This window comes from Saccharothrix sp. NBAS 001, from assembly GCF_056640475.1.
Map to the genome: position 1 here is coordinate 8,779,839 of NZ_CM153251.1, position 20,891 is coordinate 8,800,729.

Here is a 20,891-nt window from a genome sequence, read left to right on the forward strand (position 1 = left end):
TTGGTGACGGCCTTGTTGGAGGTCGAGGACCTGCACGTGGAGTTCCGCACCCGGGACGGGGTGGCGCGGGTCCTCAACGGCGTGGGCTACCACGTCGACGCCGGGGAGACCCTCGCGGTACTGGGGGAGTCCGGCTCGGGCAAGAGCGTGACGGCGCAGGCGGTCATGGGCATCCTGGACACGCCGCCGGCGTTCGTCACGCGCGGCTCGGTGCGGTTCCACGGCGAGGAGTTGCTGACCGCGAACGCGGAACGGCGTCGGGAGGTGCGCGGCGAGGGTGTCGCGATGATCTTCCAGGACGCCCTGTCCGCGCTGAACCCGGTGTTCAGCGTCGGGTTCCAGATCGAGGAGCAGCTGCGCCTGCGGCGCGGGATGAGCCGCTCCGAGGCGCGGGCGCGGGCGGTCGAACTGCTCGACCTGGTGCGCATCCCGCACGCGAAGCAGCGGGTGCGGGAGTACCCGCACCAGTTCTCCGGCGGGATGCGGCAGCGCGCGATGATCGCGATGTCGCTGGCGCTGGACCCCGAGGTGCTGATCGCGGACGAGCCGACCACCGCGCTGGACGTCACGGTGCAGGCCCAGATCATGGACCTGCTGGCGGAGATCCAGCGCGAGCGGCACATGGGCCTGGTCCTGATCACGCACGACCTGGGCGTGGTCGCGGAGGTGGCCGACCGGATCGTGGTGATGTACGCCGGGCGGATCGTGGAGCAGGCCGACGCGCTGTCGCTGTTCCGCTCGCCCGGCCACCCGTACACGGAGGCGTTGATGAAGTCGTTGCCGCGCCTGGATTCCAAGGGCACGGTGCTGGACACCATCAAGGGCCTGCCGCCGAGCCTGCTGCGGATCCCGCCGGGGTGCCCGTTCCACCCGCGCTGCCCGCGCGCCCGGAACGTGTGCACGGTGGAGGTCCCGGCCCAGGAGCGGCTGGGCCTGGGCCGGACCAGCGCGTGCCACTTCGCGGCGGAGGTGCTCAATGGCTGACCGGACCAAACCGGACCCCGGCGCGGCGGCCGGCGGCGGCCACCCGTCGGACCTGGCACCGCCGGACCCGTCGGCGCTGCTGGAGGTGCGCGACCTGGTCAAGCACTTCCCGGTGACCCGGGGCGTGCTGTTCCGGCGGACCATCGGCCAGGTGCGGGCGGTGGACGGCGTCTCGTTCACGCTGTCGGCCGGCGAGACGCTCGGCGTGGTGGGCGAGTCCGGCTGCGGCAAGTCCACGCTCGCCCAGGTGCTGATGCTGCTCGAACCGCCGACGTCGGGCGCGGCGTACTTCGAGGGCCAGTCGATGTTCGCCATGCGCGGCAACGCTTTGCGCGCGTTGCGGCGGGACGTGCAGATCGTGTTGCAGGACCCGTACACGTCGCTGAACCCGCGCATGACGGTCGGCGACATCGTCGGCGAGCCGTTCGAGATCCACCCGGAGGTCGCGCCGAAGGGCTCGCGCGCGGCGAAGGTCCGCGACCTGCTCGACGTGGTGGGCCTGAACCCGGAGCACATCAACCGCTACCCGCACCAGTTCTCCGGCGGGCAGCGGCAGCGGGTCGGGATCGCGCGGGCGCTGGCGTTGCGGCCCAAGGTGATCGTGTGCGACGAGCCGGTGTCGGCGCTGGACGTGTCGATCCAGGCGCAGGTGATGAACCTGTTGCGGGAGTTGCAGACCGAGTTCGGGCTGGCCTACGTGTTCATCGCGCACGACCTGTCCGTGGTGCGGCACCTGTCCGACCGGGTGGCGGTGATGTACCTCGGCAAGATCGTCGAGATCGGCACCGAGGACGAGATCTACCGCAACCCCACCCACCCGTACACCCAGGCGCTGCTGTCCGCCGTGCCGGTCGCCGACCCGGCGCTGCGCGGGCAGCGGGACGTGATCCGGCTGACCGGTGACGTGCCGTCGCCGATCAACCCGCCCTCGGGCTGCCGGTTCCGGACGCGGTGCTGGAAGGCGCAGGACCTGTGCGCCGAACAGGAACCCGAGCTGGTCGACCGGGGTGGCCACCTGAGCGCGTGCCACTTCGCCGAACAACGATCCGTCGTACCCTGACCCGACGGCGGACACAGGAGAGGACACCCGATGACCGACCCCACCGCGCTCCGCGCCGCCGCCGAGGGCGGGGATGTCGAATCGATGGTCGAACTGGCCCTGCTGCTGGAGGAGGACCTGACCGGCGAGGACGACGAGGACGAACTCCAGGACGAGGTCGGCGGCTGGCTCAGCCGGGCCGCCGCGGCCGGCCACGTGCGGGGCGTCGCCGAGTTCGGCTCGTTCCTGTGGCACGTCTGGAAGGACGAGGACGCCGCCCTGCCGTGGCTGCAACGGGCCGCGGACGCGGGCCAGGCGGACGCGATGGCCGTGCTGGGCGACGTCTACGACTTCCTCGGCGACATCACCCTGGCCAAGCGCTGGTACCAGGCGGCGGCCGACCTGGGCGACGCGCACGCGCGGGACAACCTCGCCGCCCTCGACCGCCTCACCGGCTGACCGGTCCCGAGACGCCGGGGCGGCTCGCCCGTAGCGAGCCGCCCCGACGTCGGGAACTCCTTGCGCCTTAACGGTTCGAGGCGGACTGCACGAACGCCGCGAGGTCCTTGGACTGCTGCACCCGCGACGGCTCGTGGACGTACATCATGTGCCCGGCCGGGTAGTAGGCCGACTCGATGTTCTCGTGCAGCTCGGTCGGGATGTTCAAGTGCGCGAACACGTGCTCGGCCGCGTAGTACGGCGTCGCGCCGTCGTAGTGGCCGTAGGCGACGTGCACCTTGAGGTCCGGGTTGGCGCGCATCGCCGCCGCCAGCTTGTTCGCCACCGTCACGTGCGAACCCTCGAACTCCTTGAACGACCACGGGTGCACGGTCCGCGAGAGGATCTCGTACGGCAGGTCGTTCTCGTACCCGAGGTCTGCCCGCAGGTAGTGGTTCAGCGCCGCCGTGTACGGGCCCATGATCGCCGAGAACGACGCGTCCTCGCTGAACATCTCGCGCCCGTAGTCGACGTCCGCCCCGGTGAACCGGGAGTCCAGCCGCCCCACCACCCGGCGCTGGGAGCGCAGCAGTTCGGTGAAGAACCGCACGTGCTCCACCCGCAGGTTCACCCGGTCCACGTAGTCCTCGGACAGGCCGGTCAGCGCCGCGTACCGGGCCACCGCCGACGCGCGCTCCTCCTCGGACAGCCGGTGGCCGCGGGCCAGCGCCCACGGGTAGTCCCGGGACGCGAAGTCCTCCGCCTCGGCCAGCACGTCCGACAGCGACCGGTCGCCGTGCAGGCCGTGGTAGTGCGCGATGGCCGCGTACGTGGGCAGGAACAGCGCGTACGGCAGGTCGTTGCCCTCGTTGAAGTCCAAGGTGGCGAAGTCCAGCACGGACGAGATCAGCATCAGCCCGTTGAGGTACATGCCGTAGCGCACCTGGAGGTGCTCGGCCAGCGCCGCCGCGCGGGTGGTGCCGTAGGACTCGCCGGCCAGGAACTTCGGCGACATCCAGCGGCCGTTGCGCGAGGTCCACAGCCGGATCACCTCGCCGACGGACTCGACGTCGCCCTGGAACCCGTGGAACTCGCCGGGCTTCTCGCCCTTCACCGCGCGGGAGAACCCGGTGGACACCGGGTCGATGAACACCAGGTCGCTGTGCGCCAGCAGGGTCTCCGGGTTGTCCACCAGGTCGTACGGCGGCGGCGCCAGCTCGCCCACGTCGCCGGACACCACCCGGCGCGGGCCGAGCAGCCCGAGGTGCAGCCACACGCTGGACGAGCCGGGCCCGCCGTTGAACGCGAAGGTCACCGGGCGCTTGCCGGGCTCCGCGCCGTCGAGGGTGTAGGAGGTGAGGAAGACCTCGGCCTTGGCCACGTGCCCGTCGAACTTCCCGTCGGTGAGCACCTCCCTGCGCAGCACCACCCGACCGGTGGTCGTGGTGTAGTTCAGCTTGCGCCGCTTGACGGTGATGCTGTGCTGGGTGGTGACCAGGTCGTCGGAAGGGGTGTCCTTGCCGTCGGCGGCCTTGTCCGCTGGGGTCTGCTCGTCCCCGGTGTCCTTGTCGGTCATGGTCGAACTCTACGTTTGGGGCAGGGGTCCGTGCGTTCTCTTTCCGACCTGGACCGGCGGGTGGCGACCTGCCGGGCGTGTCCCCGCCTGGTCGCCTGGCGGGAGGAGGCGGCGCTGGTCAAGCGGGCCGCGTACGCCGGCCAGACCTACTGGGGCCGCCCGGTGCCGGGCTTCGGCCCGGCCGACGCCCGGCTGGCGCTGGTCGGCCTGGCCCCGGCCGCGCACGGCGCGAACCGGACCGGCCGGATGTTCACCGGCGACCCCTCCGGCGACTTCCTGTACGCCGCGCTGCACGCGGTGGGCCTGGCCTCCCAGCCCACGTCGGTGCGCGCGGGCGACGGGCTGGAGCTGTACGGCACCCGGATCACGGCCCCGGTGAAGTGCGCGCCGCCCGCGAACAAGCCGACCGCCGAGGAGCGCGACAACTGCCGCCCGTGGCTGGTGGAGGAGCTGGAGCTGCTGCGGCCGACGCTGCGCGCGGTGGTCGTGCTGGGCGGGTTCGGCTGGCAGGCGCTGCTGCCCGTGCTGGCCGCGGTGTGGACGGTGCCGAAGCCCGCGCCGAAGTTCGGCCACGGCGTGTCGGTCGAACTCGCCGCGCTGGACGACGGGCCGCCGCTGACCGTCTTCGGCAGCTACCACGTCTCGCCGCACAACACCTACACCCGGCGGCTGACCCCGGACATGCTCCAGGACGTGCTGCGCCGGGCGGCCGGCACCGCCGGCATCACCCTCCGAGGTGGACTTGGCGCACTAACGGATGAGTGATCGTGCGGGGTCCGGTGACCGCTTCCAAGGTGGGTGCGTCCCCTGACGCATTGGAGTGATCATGCGCTTCCGCGCCGTCGTCATCGCCGCCGCCGTCCTGTCGCTCGCCGCACCCTCCACCGCGTTCGCCGCCACGGGCGACCTGGAGTACGAGTACGGGTTCGCCGGCCACACGCTGGGCGAGGCGGAGCTGTCCAACCCGGAGAGTCGGGAGTGCATCGAGATCCCGGTGGTCGAGGACATCTCCGACGCCTACGCCTACCGCCCGCGCAACAAGACCAACGCGACCGTGACGCTGTTCAAGGACAGCGAGTGCACGGGTGCCTACTACAGCCTCAGGCCGGGCGGTAAGGCGTCCACGCGGCTGCTGTTCCGGTCGGTCGTCTTCTCCTGACCCCGTTTTTGCGGGTTTTCGCCCGGAAGGCGGCCGGCGCACGGCTGAACGGTCGGCTTCCGGGCCCGGCGAGTCCCGCTTGAACACGCCCCAACCTCAACCCTTGGTCAAATACGCGCGCTTCGGGCCGGTGTGGCGGGCATCATGCCGTCATGAAACCCCGGCTCGTGCTCGCGCTCCTGGTGGGCTCGGCGCTCGTCGTGGTCGCGATCGCCGCCAACGGGACCTCGCCCGTCCCGTACGAGGACACCCGCGCCGCCGACGAGGCCGTGCCCACGCTGGTGCCCTCGCCGCGCCCGACCGGCCTCGACGACATCGGCCCGTCCGAAGCCGGCGGCTCGCTGGTCGCCGTGTTCCTGGTGCTGGTCGTGGCCGCCTTGGTGGTGGTCGTCGGCCTGCTGGCCACGCTGCGGCTGCCCAGACGCCGCCGGCGGGGCGTCGGCGGCGCGGTCGAGGCCGCCGATTCGGGGGCCGAATCGGCACCCGACGTCCTGGTCCGCGGCGCGCGTGACGCGCTGCGCGAACTGCGCACCCGCACCGGCGGGCCGCCGCGCGACGCGGTGGTGCTGTCCTGGGTGCGGCTGGAGCAGGCCGCCGCGGACAGCGGCGCGGCCCGCCGGCCGCACGAGACGCCCACCGAGTTCACCGGCGCGCTGCTGGTCCGGCACCGGGTCGACGAGGCCGCGGCCGGCGCGCTGCGCTCGGCCTACCAGCGCGCCCGGTTCGGCACCGCCGAGGTCACCGACGCCGACGCCCGCACCGCCGAGGACGCCCTGGAGCGGATCGTGCGCGACCTGGGCGACCCCGCGACGAGCCCCGCGACGAGCCCGGAATGAGCGAGGAGAAGCGGGAGATGGTCCCGCTGCTGGGCCTGGGCGGCGCGATCACGGTCGGCGTGGTCGTCGGCGCGGCCACCGCGTTCACCCTCGTCCGGGCCGGCGCCCCGGTGCACTGGGCGGTGCTGGTCGCGGTGCCCGCGCTGGCGCTGGCCGTGCTGGTGGCCCGGCTGCCCAGGGCCACCGACGTGGTGTGGGCCCCGCCGCCCGCGCACTTCTCCACCGCCGGCTCCGTGCAGGCGAGCAACCTGGCGAGCCGGCTGGCGGAGGCCGCCGCGGACCAGGACCGGTTCGCCGTGCGGATCCAGCCCCGGCTGCGCCGGTTGGTGGAGGCCCGGCTGCGGCAGCGGCACGGCGTGCCCGACCTCGCCGACCCGCGCGCCGCCGCCCTGCTCGACCCCGACCTGCACCGCCTGGTCACCGATCCGGGCGCCACCCTGCCCGACCACCGCACGCTCACCCGGCTGTTGGAGAACCTGTGACGACTGCATCCCACATCGGAGCCGAGGGCAAGGCCGTCCTGGACGCGGTCGGCGCCGTCGTCGTCGGCCGGCACCGCTCGGTGCGGCTGGCCCTGGCCGCGATCCTGGCCGGCGGGCACGTGCTGCTGGAGGACGTGCCGGGCCTGGGCAAGACCCTCATGGCGCGCTCGCTGGCGCAGGCGCTGAGGCTGGACTTCAAGCGCCTGCAGTGCACGCCCGACCTGCTGCCGGCGGACGTGACCGGCTCGTTCATCTACAACCCCGGCGACCGCGAGTTCGCGTTCCGGGCCGGGCCGGTGTTCACCGGCCTGCTGCTGGCCGACGAGATCAACCGGACGCCGCCCAAGACCCAGTCCGCGCTGCTGGAGGCCATGCAGGAGCGGCAGGTCACGGTCGAGGGCCGGACGTTCCCGCTGCCCCGGCCGTTCCACGTGCTGGCCACCGCCAACCCGGTCGAGTACGAGGGCACCTACCCGCTGCCCGAGGCCCAGCTGGACCGCTTCCTGCTGCGGCTCGACGTCGGCTACCCGCCCGCCGAGGAGGAGGTCGAGGTGCTGCGCCGGCGGCTGGCCCGCCGGCAGGAGGAGGCGACCGTCGAGCCGGTGCTCGACACCGAGCGGCTGCTCGCCCTCCAGCAGGGCGTGGAGCAGGTCGCGGTGGACGACGACGTCCTGCGCTACTGCGTGGACCTGGCCGCCGCGACCCGCGCCCACCAGGCCGTCGAGGTCGGCGCGTCGCCGCGCGGCGCGCAGGCGCTGGTGCTGGTCGGCCGCGCGCTGGCGGTGCTGGACGGCCGGGACTTCGTGCTGCCCGAGGACGTCAAGGAGTGCGCGATCCCGGCGCTGGCGCACCGGCTGACGCTGCGCCCGGAGACCTGGACGTCGGGCACCACGGGGGTGGAGGTCGTGACCGAGCTGCTCGACCGCGTGCCCGGCCCCGCCACCACCCGCTCATGAACCGGGCGCAGCGCATCCGGGAGGGGCTGACCGGCGGGCGGGGCGCGCACTGGCACCCGACCGACGCCCTGGTGCGCGGGGCCGCGCTGGGCGTGGGCCTGGTCGTGTTCGGCGGGCTGTTCCACCGGGTCGAGCTGGTGCTGTTCGGCGCGCCGCTGCTGCTGTCGACGTTGATCGCGCTGGTCGCCGGGGTCGGCGGCCGGCCGGACGTGCGGGTGCGCGGCCTGGCCCGCACCGGCGAGGTCGGCGCGGCCAAGTCCGTGGTGGACGTCGACCCGGGCGAGGGCGCCGAGGTGCTGGCGATCCGGCTGCCCTCCGGCGGCACGGGCCTGGGCCCGGTGCACCTGCTGCCCGCGACGGCCACCTCGATCGAGGTCGTGCTGCGCCGCAACGCCTGGGGCGAGGGCGTCGACCTGCGGCCGGACCACCTGGTGGCCGGGCCGGACGGGCTGTTCGCGCACGGACCGGTCACCGCGCCGGAGCGCGGGCGGGTGCTGCTGCCCCCGGTGCACCAGCTGCCCGCCGGGCTGCTGCCCGCGCGGGCGCGCGGCCTGGTCGGCGCGCACCGGGCGCTGCGGCCCGGCGATTCGGTGGAGCTGCGCGACATCCGGGCGTTCCAGCCGGGCGACCGGCTGCGCCGGATCGACTGGCGGGTCTCGCTGCGGGCGGGCACCCTGCACGTCCGCGAGCACCACGCGGAGGCCGACGCGGACGTGGTGCTCGCCCTGGACACCCGGCTCGACGTCGAGCCGGACCTGGGCGAGTGGTCGGTGGGCGCGAAGGGCGTGACCACCCGGCCCGGCGGCAGCCTCGACCTGGCGGTGCGCGCGGCGGCCTCGCTGGCCGCCGGGTACCTGCGGCAGGGCGACCGGGTCGGGCTGGTGGACCTGGGCCGGCCGCAGCTCGGCGTGCGGGCGGGCGCGGGCCGGCGGCAGCTGCTGCGGCTGCGCAACCAGCTCGTGGTGTGCGCGCGGTCGGCCGGGTGGGCGCAGAAGCCCGTGCTGCGGCCGGAGCAGGTGCCGCACGGCGCGCTGGTCGTGGTGCTCTCGCCGTTCCTCGACGCCGAGGTGGTCGAGCTGACGGTGCACGCCGCGCGGCGCGGCAACGTGGTGCTGGCGGTGGACGTGCTGCCCGACGGGCTGCGCCCGGACCGGGAGACCGAGTGGGGCGCGGCGACGCTGAAGGTGCTGGAACTGGAGCACGAGGTGCGGCTGGAGGCGATGCGGCGGCACGGCGTGCCCGTGGTGACCTGGGACGCGCGGGCGGCGGCCATCTCCGGCGCGCTGCGCGAAGCGGCCCGGCCGGGGAGGCGGCGATGACGGCGGGAGCGCCGGTCGGGGCGGAGTTCGAGGAGCCGGAGGTCGTCCGGCTGGACACCGGCGTGCCCGGCTGGGTGTTGCGGGCGGCGATCGGCGTGGTGGCTTTGGCCGTCGCCGGCGTTCTTTACGCCGAAGGAGTGATGATTGCTCCATTGGTGTTGTACCTCGGATTGGCCGGGGTGACCGCCGCGATTCCCGCGTCGGCCGCCGTCATGCTCGTCGTGGCCTATCCGGCGGTGGCGATAGTGGTGGTCGGAGGCGCTCCGGTGCGGCCGGGCGTACTCGTCCTGGTCGCTCTCGTGCACCTGTTGCACGTGCTGAGCGCTTACGCGGCGCTCATACCCGTCCGGGCGCGCATTCACCCCAAGGCACTACGCCCGGCAGCGCTCCGATTCGTGCTGGTGCAGGCCGGGGTGCTCTTGTTGGCCGCGCTCGTGGGCCTGTTGCCGGGCGGCCGGACGGACGAGGTCGTCGAGGTGATCGGGGTGGTGTGCGCGGTCGGGCTGGTGGCCGGGGCGGTCGCGCTGCTGCGCCGGCGGAGCTGAGGAACGGGCCGGGAAAGCTCAGGGAAAGCTGAGTGTCTGGATCGTTCCTCTCAGCACGTTCACCCACCTGGGCGGTGCCGTGGCTGGTCAGAGCGCTGGGTGTTCCGCATCACCCGGCGACCGTGGTCACAACGGGGCTCGCGGACGCGTCGGAAACGGCCCTCCGGTGCGACCATAGGCGTATGGCTGCTGTGAAGTCGCAACCCACACGGATCGTGATTGTCGGCGGTGGGTACGTCGGCATGTACACCGCGCTGGGATTGCAGAAGAAGCTGCGTTCCGGTGAGGCGTCGGTCACGGTCATCGACCCACAGCCCCACATGACCTACCAGCCGTTCCTCCCCGAGGCGGCGGCCGGTTCGATCGAGCCGCGCCACGTGGTGGTGCCGCTGCGCAAGGTCCTCAAGCGCTGCCACATCGTCACCGGGCGCGCCACGAAGATCGAGCACGCGCGCAAGGCGGTCACCGTCGAACTCGCCGACGGCCACGTCGAGGAGATCGAGTACGACGTGCTCGTCTCGGCCCTGGGCGCGATCTCGCGCACCCTGCCGATCCCCGGCCTGCCCGAGGTCGGCATCGGCATGAAGACCATCGGCGAGGCCATCTACCTGCGCAACCACGTGCTGTCGCGGCTCGACCAGGCGGCCAGCACGAACGACCCGGAGATGCGCAAGCGGCTGCTCAGCTTCGTGGTCATCGGCGGCGGCTTCGCGGGCATCGAGACGCTGGCGGAGCTGGAGGACATGGCCCGCTACGCGCTGCGCTACTACGAGGGCCTCAAGCCCGACGACATGCACTGGGTGCTGGTCGAGGCGGCCGGGCGGATCATGCCCGAGGTGAGCGCGAAGCTCGGCGTGTACACCGTCGAGCAGCTGGAGAAGCGCGGCATCACCTGCTACCTGGACACCCGGGTCAAGTCGCTGGAGGGCGGCCACGTCGTCCTCGACGACGGCACCGAGTTCGACTCGGAGACCATCATCTGGACGGCCGGCATGAAGGCCAACCCGATGCTGCGCAACACCGACCTCCCGCTCGACGAGCGCGGCCGGGTCCGCTGCACGGCCGCGATGCAGGTCCAGGGCCTGCCCGGGGTGTGGGCGGCGGGCGACTGCTCGGCCGTGCCGGACCTCTCGCGCACCGAGGAGGACCCGACGGCGACCTGCGTGCCCAACGCGCAGCACGCCATCCGCCAGTCGAAGCTGCTGGCCAAGAACATCATCGCCACCCTGCGCGGCAAGCAGCCGAAGGAGTACTTCCACAAGTACGTCGGCTCGGTCGCGGGCCTGGGCCTGTACAAGGGCGTCGGCGACGTGTTCGGCCTGCGCTTCAAGGGGGTCGTGGCCTGGTTCATGCACCGCAGCTACCACGTGATGTTCATGCCCACGGTGAACCGCAAGTTCCGGGTGTTCGTGGACTGGACGCAGGCCCTGTTCTCGGGCCGCGAGGTGGTCGCGCTCGGGCAGATCCACGAGCCGAAGGCGGAGTTCGACCGGGCCACGAAGAGCTGATCAGCGGCTTGCCCGCTGCGCTGTTCGGTCGCGGTGGGCAAGCACCCGTCTGGCTTAGGGCCGTAACTTGAGCCCCCAAATAGCGTAATGGGCAGCGCGTGACCTTGACATTGCGTAACGTGAACCCGAGACTACGACTGGCGCGCCACCAAAAGTGTGATGCGCCAGTGGGGAGAGAGGTGACCGCGATGTCGCTTGAGGAGCTGGCCGCACAGCTTCGCCGCGGTGAGATCGAGGACCGTGCCCTGGCGGAGTACGCCGCCGAGTACGCCACCGCCGGAAAGGTTTTTCGCAGCAAGAAAGACGACTGAGCATGCCCGCTTCCGGGTGGGGGAACGAGTCGGTTCCCCCACCCGAGGCCGCCAAGCCCGTCAAGCCCACCCCACTGCTGCTGCAAGGTCAGGACTACATCTTCCGGTCCCCGGCCAAGAACCTGGACTTCCAGGAGCAGGTGCACCGCCTCGGGATGGTCGACGAGGGTGACGGCGGCCCCGTGCCCTGCGTGCTGGTGCTCGCCCGCGCCACCGACATGGAGATGAACGCGCTCTCCATCGCGCTGGCCGAACGCGGCATCCGGATGGCCCGCATCGACGCCGACCGCTGCGTCGACCTGCCGCTGACCGTCTACACCGACGCGCCCCTGCTGGAACTGGACCGCTGGCTGCTGCGCCCGCTGCTGGTGTGGCGCAGGCACTTCGAACTCTCCGCGCTCCAGGTCGAGCCGGGCACCCTGGCCGGCGCCTACGCCGTGGACCAGTGGGGCGCGGTGGCGAACTGGCTGACCACCCGGGGCGACTGGGCGCACGTCAACCCGGCCCGCAGCACCGCCCACCTCGACCGGCTCACCCAGCTCTCGGACGCGGCCGCGTTCGGGCTGCGGGTCCCGCGCACCACCGTCACCACCCGCCCCGGCCGGACCCGGCCCGGTGGCGCGCGGTGCATCGTCAAGACCACCGGCCGGCACCTGCTGGAGCCGCGCCCCGGTACGCAGCACGGCCTGTTCCCCCGTCCCCTGGAGACCAGTCGCTACGGCGACGTGCCGGAGTCCGCACCGGTGATCGTCCAGGAGTACGTTCCCGCCGACACCGAGCTCCGGGTGTTCGTGGTGGGGGAGCGCACCCTCTCGTTCCAGGTCGACAAGCTGGATCCGGCCCAGTTGTGGGTCGATCCGGAGGCCGTCCGGGTGACCCCGGTGGACACGCCGCCGAGGCTCGCCGAGCGCCTGCTCGCCTTAGCCCGGCACTGGCGGTTGCAGGTCGCGGCTTTCGACCTGCTCGTCGCGGGCGGTGACCACGTGTTCCTGGAGGTCAACGTCAACTGCGATTGGCGTTGGTTCGAACACCGCGCCGAGGACGAACGGGTGTCCGACGCCGTGCACGAGTGGGTCGCGGCGCGTTTCGAGGAGCTGCTGAGTGCGGGTAAAGGTCGCTGAGCACGCGGCGTTGTTCTACCAGGACGGCGCTGTGGTGTGGGACGACTACCTGCACCACCGCCAGTTCGCGATCAGCGAGACGGCCGAGCTGCTGTGCCGCAAGTTCACCGAGTTCACCGACGTCGACGTGCTGCTCGGCCCGCTCGGCGAGGCCGACCAGGCCGCGCTGCGCAAGGTGCTCGACGAACTCGTGGACGCGGGCGTGCTGCTGGTGGAGGGCTCGCCCCAGCACGACGCGGAGCGCCGGATGCTGGCCGGCTGGGGGCCGTGGGGCGCGTCCGCGCGGCACTTCCACTTCGCCAGCCGCACCCTGGCCGACGCGCCGTACCAGGGTTCGGACGAGCACGACGCGATCCTGGACGTGAAGCTGACCCTGGAGCCGCCGCCCGCGCCGTTCCGCACGTTCGGCGGGTCCGCCGTGCCGCTGCCGCCGCTGCCCCGGGAACCGGACTGGGCGGCCAGCGGCCTGCTGGACGTGCTGCTGTCCCGGCGCACCACCCGGGAGTTCGGCGGCGGCCCGATCGGGCTGGGCCGAGTGGGTGAACTACTGGGCGTGCTCGCCGCGCCGTCGCCCGCCCGTCCCCGGATCGGGCGGACCGGCACGGTGTTCAAGACCAGCCCGTCCGGCGGCGGCCGGCACCCGGTGGAGATCTACGCGCACACCCGGGGGGTGACGGGCATCGCCGACGGGTGGCACCACTACGAGGGGCTCGCGCACGCGCTGGAGCCGCTGGGCGCGGTGTGGTCGCCGGCCGCGATGGCCGAGGCGGCCGGTGACCAGGAGTGGGTGGGACAGGCCCCGTTGGTCCTCGCGTACACGGCGGTCCTCGAACGGACCAGGTGGCGTTACGACACGTCACGGGCTTATCGGGTTGTGCAAATGGACGTGGGCCACCTGTCGCAAACCGCTTATCTGGTTGCTACCGCAATGGGTTTTGGTATCGGCTTCACCGCAGCATTGCGGGATGAACTCGTAGAACAGGCACTGCACTGTGATGCTTATCACGAAGTCGTACTTGGCATGAGCGCCGTGGGTCCATTACCTGAATGAGCGCAATAGCGGATCGCATTGAGCCGTGCGGGGGACTTGTGTCGAACCGGCCCCACGAACGCTCGGTAACGGCTTAGGCTCCTTGCTGCCCCCGTAGCCCAATCGGTAGAGGCAGGCTCCTTAAAAGAGTCACAGTACGGGTTCGAATCCCGTCGGGGGCACGTGCGCCGCAACCTTCGTAGTCACTCGACTGCCGAGTGATCACGAACGGGCGGCCGAGTAAGCCAACACTGGCTACTTGAGTTGTGCCGGTGGGATATCGGAGTTTTCCCTTGTCAATGCCCCGAAAGGGCAGCGCTCGACCCCCGGCGGTGGAGTGAAGCCGGGTCGGGTGGCCCGGGAGTCCGGGCCACCCGCAGGGGTTTCACACCTGAGCCGCGCTCACGCCTGCGAGGTCACCCAGTCCCGCACGACCTCGTCCAGCACGGCCAGCGGCAGCGGCCCGCCGCCCAGCACCAGGTCGTGGAACGCCCGGATGTCGAACCGGTCGCCCAGCGCCCGCTCCGCCTCGGCCCGCACCCGCTGGATCTCCAGCCGTCCCACCATGTAGGCCAGCGCCTGGCCGGGCGCGGCGATGTAGCGGTCCACCTCGGACTCGATCTCGACCTGCGCCAGCGGCGTGTTCTCCCGCAGGTACGCCACGGCCCGCTCGCGGCTCCACCCGTGCGCGTGCAGCCCGGTGTCCACGACCAGCCGGCCGGCCCGCATCGAGTCCATGGCGAGCATCCCCAGCCGCGCCACGTCGTCCGAGTACAGCCCCATCTCGTCGGCCAGCCGCTCGCAGTACAGGCCCCAGCCCTCCAGGTACCCGGTGACCGAGGCGACCCGGCGCAGCACCGGCAGGTCGGCCAGCTCCTGCGCCAGCACGACCTGGAAGTGGTGCCCCGGCACCGCCTCGTGGAACGCGATGGCCTCGGCCTGGTACCGGAAGCGCTCCTCCACGCGGTGCGTGTTGGCGTAGTAGGTGCCCGGCCGCGTCCCGTCCATCGACGGCGGCGCGTAGAACGCGGTGGGCGCGCCCGGCGCGTCCACCGCGGGCACCGGCTCCACCTCGCAGCGCTTGGCGGGGATCCGGCCGAACCAGCGCGGCGCGGCCTGCTCGGCCCGCGCCACCGCCTCGCGCGCGGCGGAGATCAGCTCGTCCTCGGACCGCCAGCGCAGCGCCGGGTCCTCGCGCATGCGCTCGAAGACCTCGGCGGTGTCGCGGGTGCCGAACACCCGCTCGCCGAGTTCGGCGTACTCCTCGGCCAGCTCGGCCATGATGGCCAGCCCCGTCTCGTGCAACTCCTTGGGAGACCGCGTTGTGGTGGTCTGAGCGCGCGCCAGGCCGGCGTACGCGGCTTCGCCGTCGGGAAGCCAGCACAGGCCCGCCTGGTCGGCGGGACGGCCGCTCAGGGCCGCGACGGCGTCGCGGTAGGCGGCGAACGCGGGCCGCACCCGCTCGGCGATCAGCCGGTCGCGCTCGGCGGTGAACGCCGCGCCGCCCTGCGGCCGGGCCAGCGGGTCCTGCTCGGCGGCCAGGTAGCGGTCCAGGTAGGCGACGGTCGCGTCCAGGAGGTGCTGGACCGGCGTGCGGCCGGCGGCGGAACCGGCGACCTGGCGCTCGGCGACCACCCGCAGGAACTCCGGGATGGCCGCGAGCCGGGACAGGTAGGCCCGCTCCTGCTCCTCGTCGGCGGGCACGACCATCGGCAGCACGGACAGCAGCTCGCCGGCCGGGGCGAAGAACGAATCGGTGATCGTGTACTCGACCGACCGCGCGTCGAGCAGGTCGACGGTGGATTCGGCCTGCTGCACGATCACCGCGCGGGTGACCGGGTCGTCGTCGGCGGGCAGCGCCCGCGCGCGTTCCGCGATCCGCAGCGCGGCGGCCCTGGTCGATTCCTCGGTCTCCGGCCGGTGGTCGGCGAGCAGGTGGTCATATCCGGGCAGGCCCCACACGGTCGCGCCCAGCGGCGAGAGCCGGGACATCAGGTCGAGCAGTTCTGCGGCGAGCGCGGCCGTCGTATCCATCGGGCACCCCTGGGGCGTTGGCGGGAAAGTCAGAACGGTGCTTAGCCTAAATAACGATTTACAGCCGGTCCAAATAGGCCAGCACCGCGAGCACCCGGCGGTTGTCGTCCTCGGACAGCGGCAGGTCGAGCTTGCCGAAGATGTTGGCGGTGTGTTTGCCCACCGCTTTCTCGGTCACGAACAGCCGCGCCGCGATCGCGCCGTTCGACCGGCCCTCCGCCATCAGCGAGAGCACCTCCCGCTCGCGCGGGGTCAGCGTGGCCAGCGGCCGGTCCCGCCCGCTGCGCGCCAGCAGCTGGGTGATGACCTCCGGGTCCATCGCGGTGCCGCCCGCCGCCACCCGCCGGATCGCGTCCACGAACTGGGTGACGTCGGACACGCGGTCCTTGAGGAGGTAGCCGACGCCGCCGCCGCGATCGGACAGCAGCTCGCGGGCGTAGAGCTGCTCCACGTACTGGGAGAGCACCAGCACGGGCAGGCCGGGCACCCGCTTGCGCGCCTCGATCGCCGCCCGCAGCCCCTCGTCGGTGAACGTCGGCGGCAGCCGCACGTCGACCACCGCCACGTCCGGGCGGTGGTCGACCATGGCCTTGAGCAGGGCGGGACCGGAGTCGACCGCCTCCACCACGTCGAAGTCGTAGGCCTGCAGCAGCCGGATCAGGCCGTCCCGGAGGAGGACGAGGTCTTCACCGAGGACAACGCGCACGGCAGCTCCATGGTCACGATCGTCGGCCCGCCGACCGGGCTCGCGATCCCGAGCGTGCCATCAAAGGCGGCCAGCCTGCGCTCGATTCCGCGCAGTCCGCCGTTCTCGGTCGCCTCGGCCCCGCCCCGGCCGTTGTCGCCGATCATCAGCGCGAGCCGGCCGTTCTCGTGCCGCACCCGCACCCACGCGCTGCCGGCACCGCTGTGCTTGGCCACGTTCGTCAGCGTCTCGGCGACCGCGAAGTACGCCGCCGACTCCACCGGGGCCTCCGGCCGCCCGTCCAGCACCAGGTCGACCTCGACCGGCAGCGGGTTGGTCAGGGCCAGCGCGCGCAGCGCCCCGTCCAGCCCCCGGTCGGCCAGCACCGGCGGGTGGATGCCGCGCACCAGGTCGCGCAGCTCGGACAGCGCCTGCGACGACGACTGGCGCGCCTCGACCAGCAGGTCGCGGGCCGCGTCCGGGTCCCGGGCCAGCAGCTCCTCGGCCATGCCCAGGCTCATCCCCAGCGCCACCAGCCGGGCCTGCGCGCCGTCGTGCAAGTCGCGCTCGATCCGGCGCAGCTCGGCGGCCTGCGCGTCCACCGTCTCGGCCCGCGAGTCGGCCAGCACCCGCACCCGGTTGGTCAGCGCCTCGGTCTGGCTCGGCGCCAGGAAGAACCGCACGAACCGGGCGTGCAGCCGCACCACGCGCGGCGTCGCCCACCACGCCAGCGCCAGGTGGGCCAGGCCGATCAGCGGCGCGAGCAGGAAGTTGCCCGGCAGGTCCGAGTCGATCCCGTTGTAGTTCACCGCGTCCGCGCCGGCCATCCACAGCAGCGGTGTGACGAAGCCGAACGCGCCGCCCAGCCACAGCGCCGCCGGCAGCGCCCCGCAGGCCACCCCGACGAACGCGTTGAGCGGCAGGAACGCCATGTCCCGCCACGTCGCCGGGTCGGTGGCGATGGCCCGCACCCTGGTCATCGGGCCCCGGTTCGCGGGCACCCGGTAGGGCGCGGGGATCGCCTCGCCCAGCACCCGGCCCGCCCACCGCCGGTGCAGGCCCAGGTAGCCCCGGGTCAGCGCGGTGACCAGCAGCAGCATCGGCACGCCGACCGTCACCAGGACCAGCGGGTAGGTGTAGAGCTGCAGCGGGATCAGGGGCAGTCCGATCACGCACAGCGGCACCCGGGCGAAGGCCAGCGCCGCGGCCTTGATCCGGGTCCCCGCGCCGCGCACGAGGTCGTGGTCCGTCATGCGGGTGATTCTTCCGGGTGGCCGGGGTGCGGGCGGTGGGTCTAACCCCCCGATCGGCCGTGGGAGCAGGCCCCTCGGGCCCGGGACGCCGGCGGGCCGGTGCCCCGGGCCGCCGCCGGCGTCCCCCGGTCAGACCTCCAGGACCGCGCCGTCGGGCAGCACCTCGACCCCGGCCTCGCGCAGCTTGGCGTGCTCGTCGGAGTCCGGGTCGAGCACCGGGTTGGTGTTGTTGAGGTGGGTGTAGATCCGCCGCACGCCGGGGTGGCGGCGCAGTTCGGGCAGCGTGTGGGTGATCGGCAGGTGGCCCATCGCGGACTGGCCGCCGGACCGGCCGGTGGCCGCGCCCATCTCCGAGGGCGCGTAGAACGTGCCGTCCAGCAGCACCGCGTCCGCCTCGGCGACCAGGTCGTCGAACCCCAGCGGCCACCCCGCCAGGCACGGCGCGTAGAGCACGATCCCGCCGGTCTCCGGGTCGAACACCCGGTAGGCCACCACCCAGTGCCCGGCCACCGGGGACTCGCCCGCGTACCTCGGGCGCTTGCCGCTGACCGGGAACGCGGTCACCTCCAGCCCGCCCGACAGCGCGAAGGTCTGCTCCGGCTCGACCTGCCGCCACGTCCACTCGGCGTACTTGTCCAGCATCGCGCGGGTGTCGGTGAGCGCGTGCAGCACGGTCGCCGGCGCGTGCACCCGCAGCCCGACCGCGCCGCGCAACGTCAGCAGGCCGAGCGTGTGGTCCACCTCGGCGTCGGTGAACAGCACACCGCGCACCGGCGTGTCCCGGGGACCGGGGCCGGGGTCGAGCAGCGGCGTCGCGGTGATCTGGGTCCGGATGTCGGGGGAGGCGTTGAGCAGCCACCAGTCCTCGCCGTTCCCGCTCACCGCCAGGCAGTCCTGGGTGCGCGCGGGCAGCAGGCCCGCCCGCGCCTTCGCGCACGGCCCGCACGCGCAGTTCCACTGCGGCGCGCCGCCACCGGCGGCCGTTCCGAGCAGCACGACCTTCACCGCGCCACCTTCCGCATCGTCAGCGCCGCCGGAGCCGTCGTCTCCGCGGCGAGGATCAGGTCCACCTCGGTGCGCCGAGGGGACAGCGAGCACACCGGGTCGGTGTTCGCCGCGTCGCCGGTCAGCTGGAACGCCTGGCACCGGCACCCGCCGAAGTCGATCTCCTTGCGGACGCACGACCGGCACGGCTCGCGCATCCAGTCGACCCCGCGGAACGCGTTGAACGAACCCGACTCGTGCCAGATCCCGGCCAGCGGCCGGTCCCGCACGTTCTCCACCCCCAGGTTGTCGATCACGCCCGCCGCCGGGCAGGGCAGAACGTCCCCGTTGGGCGCGACCGTGAGCTGTTGCGCGCCCCACCCGTACATGCACGGCTTGGGGTGCGCCTCGTGGTAGTCCGCGATCACGTAGACGATCTCCATCCGGGACCGCTCGCGCGCCCGCGCCACCGCCGCGTCCGCCCGGCTCAGCTGGTCCCGGGTGGGCAGCAGGGCGGCCCGGTTGCGCAGCGCCCAGCCGTAGTACTGGGTGTTGGCCAGCTCCAGCCGGTCCGCGCCCATCCGCTCGGCCAGCTCGATGATCTCGGCGACGTGGTCGAGGTTGCGGCGGTGCAGCACGACGTTGACCGTCAGCGGCAGCCCCGCCTCGCCGATCAGGCGCGCGGCGGTGAGCTTGTGGTCGAACGCCTTCACCCCGGCGATCAGGTCGGCGTTGGCGCGCACCGCGTCCTGCACCGACAGCTGCACGTGGTCGACGCCCCGGGCGACCAGGTCGGCGAGCCGCTCGGCGGTCAGGCCGAGCCCGCTGGTCACCAGGTTCACGTACCCGCCGAGTCCGGCGGCGTGGCCGACGATCTCCGGGAGGTCCTTGCGCGCCAGCGGTTCCCCGCCGGACAGGTGGAACTGGAGCACGCCCATGGCGCGCGCCTGGTCGAACACCGAGCACCACTCGGCGGTGTCGAGTTCGGCCGAACCGCGCACCAGCTCCAGCGGGTTGGAGCAGTAGCCGCACTGGAGCGGGCAGCGGTGGGTGAGTTCGGCGAGCAGCCCGAACGGGGCGTCAGCCATCGGTCCGCACCACCTTGCGCGCGGTCAGCCGGTCCACCAGCTCGGCGACGTCCTCCGGCCGCACGCCGTCGAACTCCTCGGCCAGCTTCGCCGCGATGCCGGTGATCGTGGTGCGCCCGTCGCACAGCCCGACCACCGCGGCGGCGGTCTCGTTGAGCACCAGTACACCTTCGGGGAACAGCACGACGTGGCTCTCCCGGGTCTGGTCGTAAGAGGTCTTCACGCCCTTGCCGAGCCGTGGTGTGGCATCGAGATCGGTCATGATCGTCCCGTTGTCCGGTCGGCCGTGCCGACCGCGTAGTAGTCGACTGCGTCGAGGATCGCCCGCAGCACGTCGCACTTGAACGCCAGCGCGGCGACCGCGGCGTCCTGTTGTTCCCTGGTCCGGCAGTTGCGCACCACGAGGTCCAAAGTGGACTTCCCCTCGCCCTCGATCACCTTCAGGCGCGTGGTGAAGTAGGCGAAGCCCTCTTCGGCGATCCAGGGGTACCGCTCCCGCATGTCGGCCAACCGGCGGGTCATCAGCCCGCGGGAGAACATCTCGGTGAGCCCGGAGGCGACCGCCTCCACCCACGGTCTGGTGCGCGCGAAGGTCACGTAGGCGTCGACGGCGAACCTGGTGCCGGGCAGCACGTGCCGCTCGTCGAGCACCTCCTCGCGGGTCAGGCCGAGCGCTTCGGCCATCCGCAGCCAGTTCTCCGCCCCGCCCTCGCCCGCGCGCTCCCCGTCGTGCCAGACGATCCGCTCCCGCCACTGCCGGCGGACGTCCGGGTCCGGGCAGTTGGCCAGGATCGAGGCGTCCTTGCGGGGGATGCAGCGCTGGTAGTACCAGCGGTTCGCCGCCCACAGCCGCAGTTCGTCCTCGGACAGCTCGCCCGCGTGCAGCCGGAGGTGGAACGGGTGGCTGTCCCAGTAGCGGGCGGAGAGCGCCCGCAGGCGGGCGGTGAACTTCTCCTCGGTCAACGGCTCGGGCATGCGCGCGCCTCCAGGGTCTCCGGTCTGCTTCCGCGTTCGGCCAGTGCCCTCCCGACCGCGGTTCCCGCGACCGGCGGCGTCGCGACGTGCCCGCGTGGCACCGGTCCGTCGCACGGCGCGGGTGGCGTGGTGCGGGGTGGCAGCGTGCGGGGTGGCGGGGTGCGGGGTGGCCGCGTGCGGCCGGGTGGGTCGCCGCGCACCACGTCGTGGCCCCGCCCGCGAGTACGCGCCCGGAGCCACGACGCCAGGGCGTTCCGCTCAGCCGCGCGCGGCGTACGCGGTGACTTCCATCGGCGTGTCGATGTCCCGGAAGTCCGGCTTGACCCAGGTGCGCTTCGGCTGCGGCGTCTTCTCGGCTGACATTGCGCGACTCCTCGGATTGGGGTGTGGCTCTCCGTGGGTCGGCGGCGGTGTCTCCAAGGTAGAGCGTTCGGGGGTCACCGCGCTAGATCGTAAGGAGGGTTGCCCAACCAGGTAGTGGTCTGTCCTCCGATGAATGTTGCCCGATTTGTGCGGGCGTGGTTGAGTCGTGGTGACCGCCGTTCCGCCGCCGTGACAGTGCGGACAT

At 72.7% G+C, this 20,891-nt stretch carries 23 protein-coding genes and 1 tRNA gene; 15 read left to right on the plus strand and 9 right to left on the minus strand.

What is annotated here, in order from left to right; all coding sequences use genetic code 11:
- Positions 1–3 precede the first annotated feature (3 nt).
- The 3 genes from AC0HI0_RS39215 to AC0HI0_RS39225 are packed head-to-tail and all read left to right on the plus strand — an operon-like array spanning position 4 to position 2,482.
- Positions 4–984 carry an ABC transporter ATP-binding protein gene (locus AC0HI0_RS39215; protein WP_480928523.1) on the plus strand — a complete coding sequence of 327 codons (981 nt, stop codon included), beginning with the start codon at positions 4–6 and terminating at the stop codon, positions 982–984.
- Complete coding sequence (locus AC0HI0_RS39220) at positions 977–2,044, plus strand: ABC transporter ATP-binding protein (protein ID WP_480928524.1); 1,068 nt, start codon at positions 977–979, stop codon at positions 2,042–2,044. Before AC0HI0_RS39215 ends, AC0HI0_RS39220 begins: the two co-directional genes overlap by 8 nt.
- Positions 2,045–2,074: 30 nt before the next feature.
- Complete coding sequence (locus tag AC0HI0_RS39225; RefSeq protein ID WP_480928525.1) at positions 2,075–2,482, plus strand: SEL1-like repeat protein; 408 nt, start codon at positions 2,075–2,077, stop codon at positions 2,480–2,482.
- A 67-nt stretch (positions 2,483–2,549) separates the two neighbouring features.
- Here AC0HI0_RS39225 and AC0HI0_RS39230 read toward each other — a convergent pair whose 3' ends face one another.
- On the minus strand, positions 2,550–4,037 hold the full coding sequence (locus AC0HI0_RS39230) for a S10 family peptidase (protein WP_480928526.1): 1,488 nt from the start codon (positions 4,035–4,037) through the stop codon (positions 2,550–2,552).
- A 30-nt stretch (positions 4,038–4,067) separates the two neighbouring features.
- On the opposite strand from AC0HI0_RS39230, the gene AC0HI0_RS39235 reads away from it, so the two are divergent.
- From AC0HI0_RS39235 to AC0HI0_RS39290, 12 genes are all read left to right on the plus strand, one after another.
- Positions 4,068–4,802 (plus strand): uracil-DNA glycosylase, encoded by a 735-nt coding sequence (locus AC0HI0_RS39235; RefSeq protein WP_480928527.1) that lies wholly within the window; start codon positions 4,068–4,070, stop codon positions 4,800–4,802.
- Positions 4,803–4,863: 61 nt separating this feature from the next.
- A complete protein-coding gene (locus tag AC0HI0_RS39240) occupies positions 4,864–5,196 on the plus strand; it encodes a hypothetical protein (RefSeq protein WP_480928528.1) in 333 nt (110 codons plus the stop codon).
- A gap of 152 nt (positions 5,197–5,348) precedes the next feature.
- On the plus strand, positions 5,349–6,032 hold the full coding sequence (locus AC0HI0_RS39245; protein WP_480928529.1) for a DUF4129 domain-containing protein: 684 nt from the start codon (positions 5,349–5,351) through the stop codon (positions 6,030–6,032).
- Positions 6,029–6,514: a hypothetical protein gene (locus tag AC0HI0_RS39250; RefSeq protein WP_480928530.1), complete on the plus strand. Its 486-nt coding sequence runs from the start codon at positions 6,029–6,031 to the stop codon at positions 6,512–6,514. The genes AC0HI0_RS39245 and AC0HI0_RS39250 overlap by 4 nt, the downstream gene beginning before the upstream one ends.
- Positions 6,511–7,470, plus strand: a complete 960-nt coding sequence (locus tag AC0HI0_RS39255) for an AAA family ATPase (RefSeq protein ID WP_480928531.1) — start codon at positions 6,511–6,513, stop codon at positions 7,468–7,470. Before AC0HI0_RS39250 ends, AC0HI0_RS39255 begins: the two co-directional genes overlap by 4 nt.
- Complete coding sequence (locus AC0HI0_RS39260; protein WP_480928532.1) at positions 7,467–8,789, plus strand: DUF58 domain-containing protein; 1,323 nt, start codon at positions 7,467–7,469, stop codon at positions 8,787–8,789. The genes AC0HI0_RS39255 and AC0HI0_RS39260 overlap by 4 nt, the downstream gene beginning before the upstream one ends.
- Complete coding sequence (locus AC0HI0_RS39265; protein ID WP_480928533.1) at positions 8,786–9,334, plus strand: hypothetical protein; 549 nt, start codon at positions 8,786–8,788, stop codon at positions 9,332–9,334. Before AC0HI0_RS39260 ends, AC0HI0_RS39265 begins: the two co-directional genes overlap by 4 nt.
- 182 nt (positions 9,335–9,516) lie before the next feature.
- Positions 9,517–10,842, plus strand: a complete 1,326-nt coding sequence (locus AC0HI0_RS39270; protein ID WP_480928534.1) for an NAD(P)/FAD-dependent oxidoreductase — start codon at positions 9,517–9,519, stop codon at positions 10,840–10,842.
- Positions 10,843–11,030: 188 nt separating this feature from the next.
- Positions 11,031–11,153, plus strand: a complete 123-nt coding sequence (locus tag AC0HI0_RS39275; protein WP_015098199.1) for a hypothetical protein — start codon at positions 11,031–11,033, stop codon at positions 11,151–11,153.
- Between the two features lie 2 nt (positions 11,154–11,155).
- Entirely contained in the window at positions 11,156–12,274 is a 1,119-nt protein-coding gene (locus AC0HI0_RS39280; protein ID WP_480928535.1) for an ATP-grasp domain-containing protein, read from the plus strand.
- Positions 12,255–13,325, plus strand: coding sequence for a SagB family peptide dehydrogenase (locus AC0HI0_RS39285; protein WP_480928536.1), 1,071 nt, complete (start codon positions 12,255–12,257; stop codon positions 13,323–13,325). Before AC0HI0_RS39280 ends, AC0HI0_RS39285 begins: the two co-directional genes overlap by 20 nt.
- An 87-nt stretch (positions 13,326–13,412) precedes the next feature.
- Positions 13,413–13,486: transfer RNA gene (locus AC0HI0_RS39290), tRNA-Leu, on the plus strand.
- Positions 13,487–13,706: 220 nt separating this feature from the next.
- On the opposite strand, the gene AC0HI0_RS39295 is transcribed toward AC0HI0_RS39290, so the two are convergent.
- The 8 genes from AC0HI0_RS39295 to pqqA all read right to left on the minus strand — a co-directional run bounded on the left by AC0HI0_RS39295 (position 13,707) and on the right by pqqA (position 20,686).
- Positions 13,707–15,338 (minus strand): DUF885 domain-containing protein, encoded by a 1,632-nt coding sequence (locus tag AC0HI0_RS39295; RefSeq protein ID WP_480928537.1) that lies wholly within the window; start codon positions 15,336–15,338, stop codon positions 13,707–13,709.
- Positions 15,339–15,396: 58 nt separating this feature from the next.
- On the minus strand, positions 15,397–16,044 hold the full coding sequence (locus AC0HI0_RS39300; RefSeq protein ID WP_480928538.1) for a LuxR C-terminal-related transcriptional regulator: 648 nt from the start codon (positions 16,042–16,044) through the stop codon (positions 15,397–15,399).
- Positions 15,996–17,276 (minus strand): sensor histidine kinase, encoded by a 1,281-nt coding sequence (locus tag AC0HI0_RS39305; RefSeq protein WP_480928539.1) that lies wholly within the window; start codon positions 17,274–17,276, stop codon positions 15,996–15,998. Before AC0HI0_RS39305 ends, AC0HI0_RS39300 begins: the two co-directional genes overlap by 49 nt.
- A 129-nt stretch (positions 17,277–17,405) precedes the next feature.
- A complete protein-coding gene (gene pqqB / locus AC0HI0_RS39310) occupies positions 17,406–18,281 on the minus strand; it encodes a pyrroloquinoline quinone biosynthesis protein PqqB (protein WP_480928540.1) in 876 nt (291 codons plus the stop codon).
- Entirely contained in the window at positions 18,278–19,348 is a 1,071-nt protein-coding gene (pqqE, locus tag AC0HI0_RS39315; protein ID WP_480928541.1) for a pyrroloquinoline quinone biosynthesis protein PqqE, read from the minus strand. Before pqqE ends, pqqB begins: the two co-directional genes overlap by 4 nt.
- Entirely contained in the window at positions 19,341–19,610 is a 270-nt protein-coding gene (gene pqqD, locus AC0HI0_RS39320; RefSeq protein WP_480928542.1) for a pyrroloquinoline quinone biosynthesis peptide chaperone PqqD, read from the minus strand. The genes pqqE and pqqD overlap by 8 nt, the downstream gene beginning before the upstream one ends.
- Entirely contained in the window at positions 19,607–20,323 is a 717-nt protein-coding gene (pqqC, locus tag AC0HI0_RS39325) for a pyrroloquinoline-quinone synthase PqqC (RefSeq protein ID WP_480928543.1), read from the minus strand. The genes pqqD and pqqC overlap by 4 nt, the downstream gene beginning before the upstream one ends.
- Positions 20,324–20,581: 258 nt before the next feature.
- Positions 20,582–20,686 carry a pyrroloquinoline quinone precursor peptide PqqA gene (gene pqqA, locus AC0HI0_RS39330; protein WP_480928544.1) on the minus strand — a complete coding sequence of 35 codons (105 nt, stop codon included), beginning with the start codon at positions 20,684–20,686 and terminating at the stop codon, positions 20,582–20,584.
- Positions 20,687–20,891 lie beyond the last annotated feature (205 nt).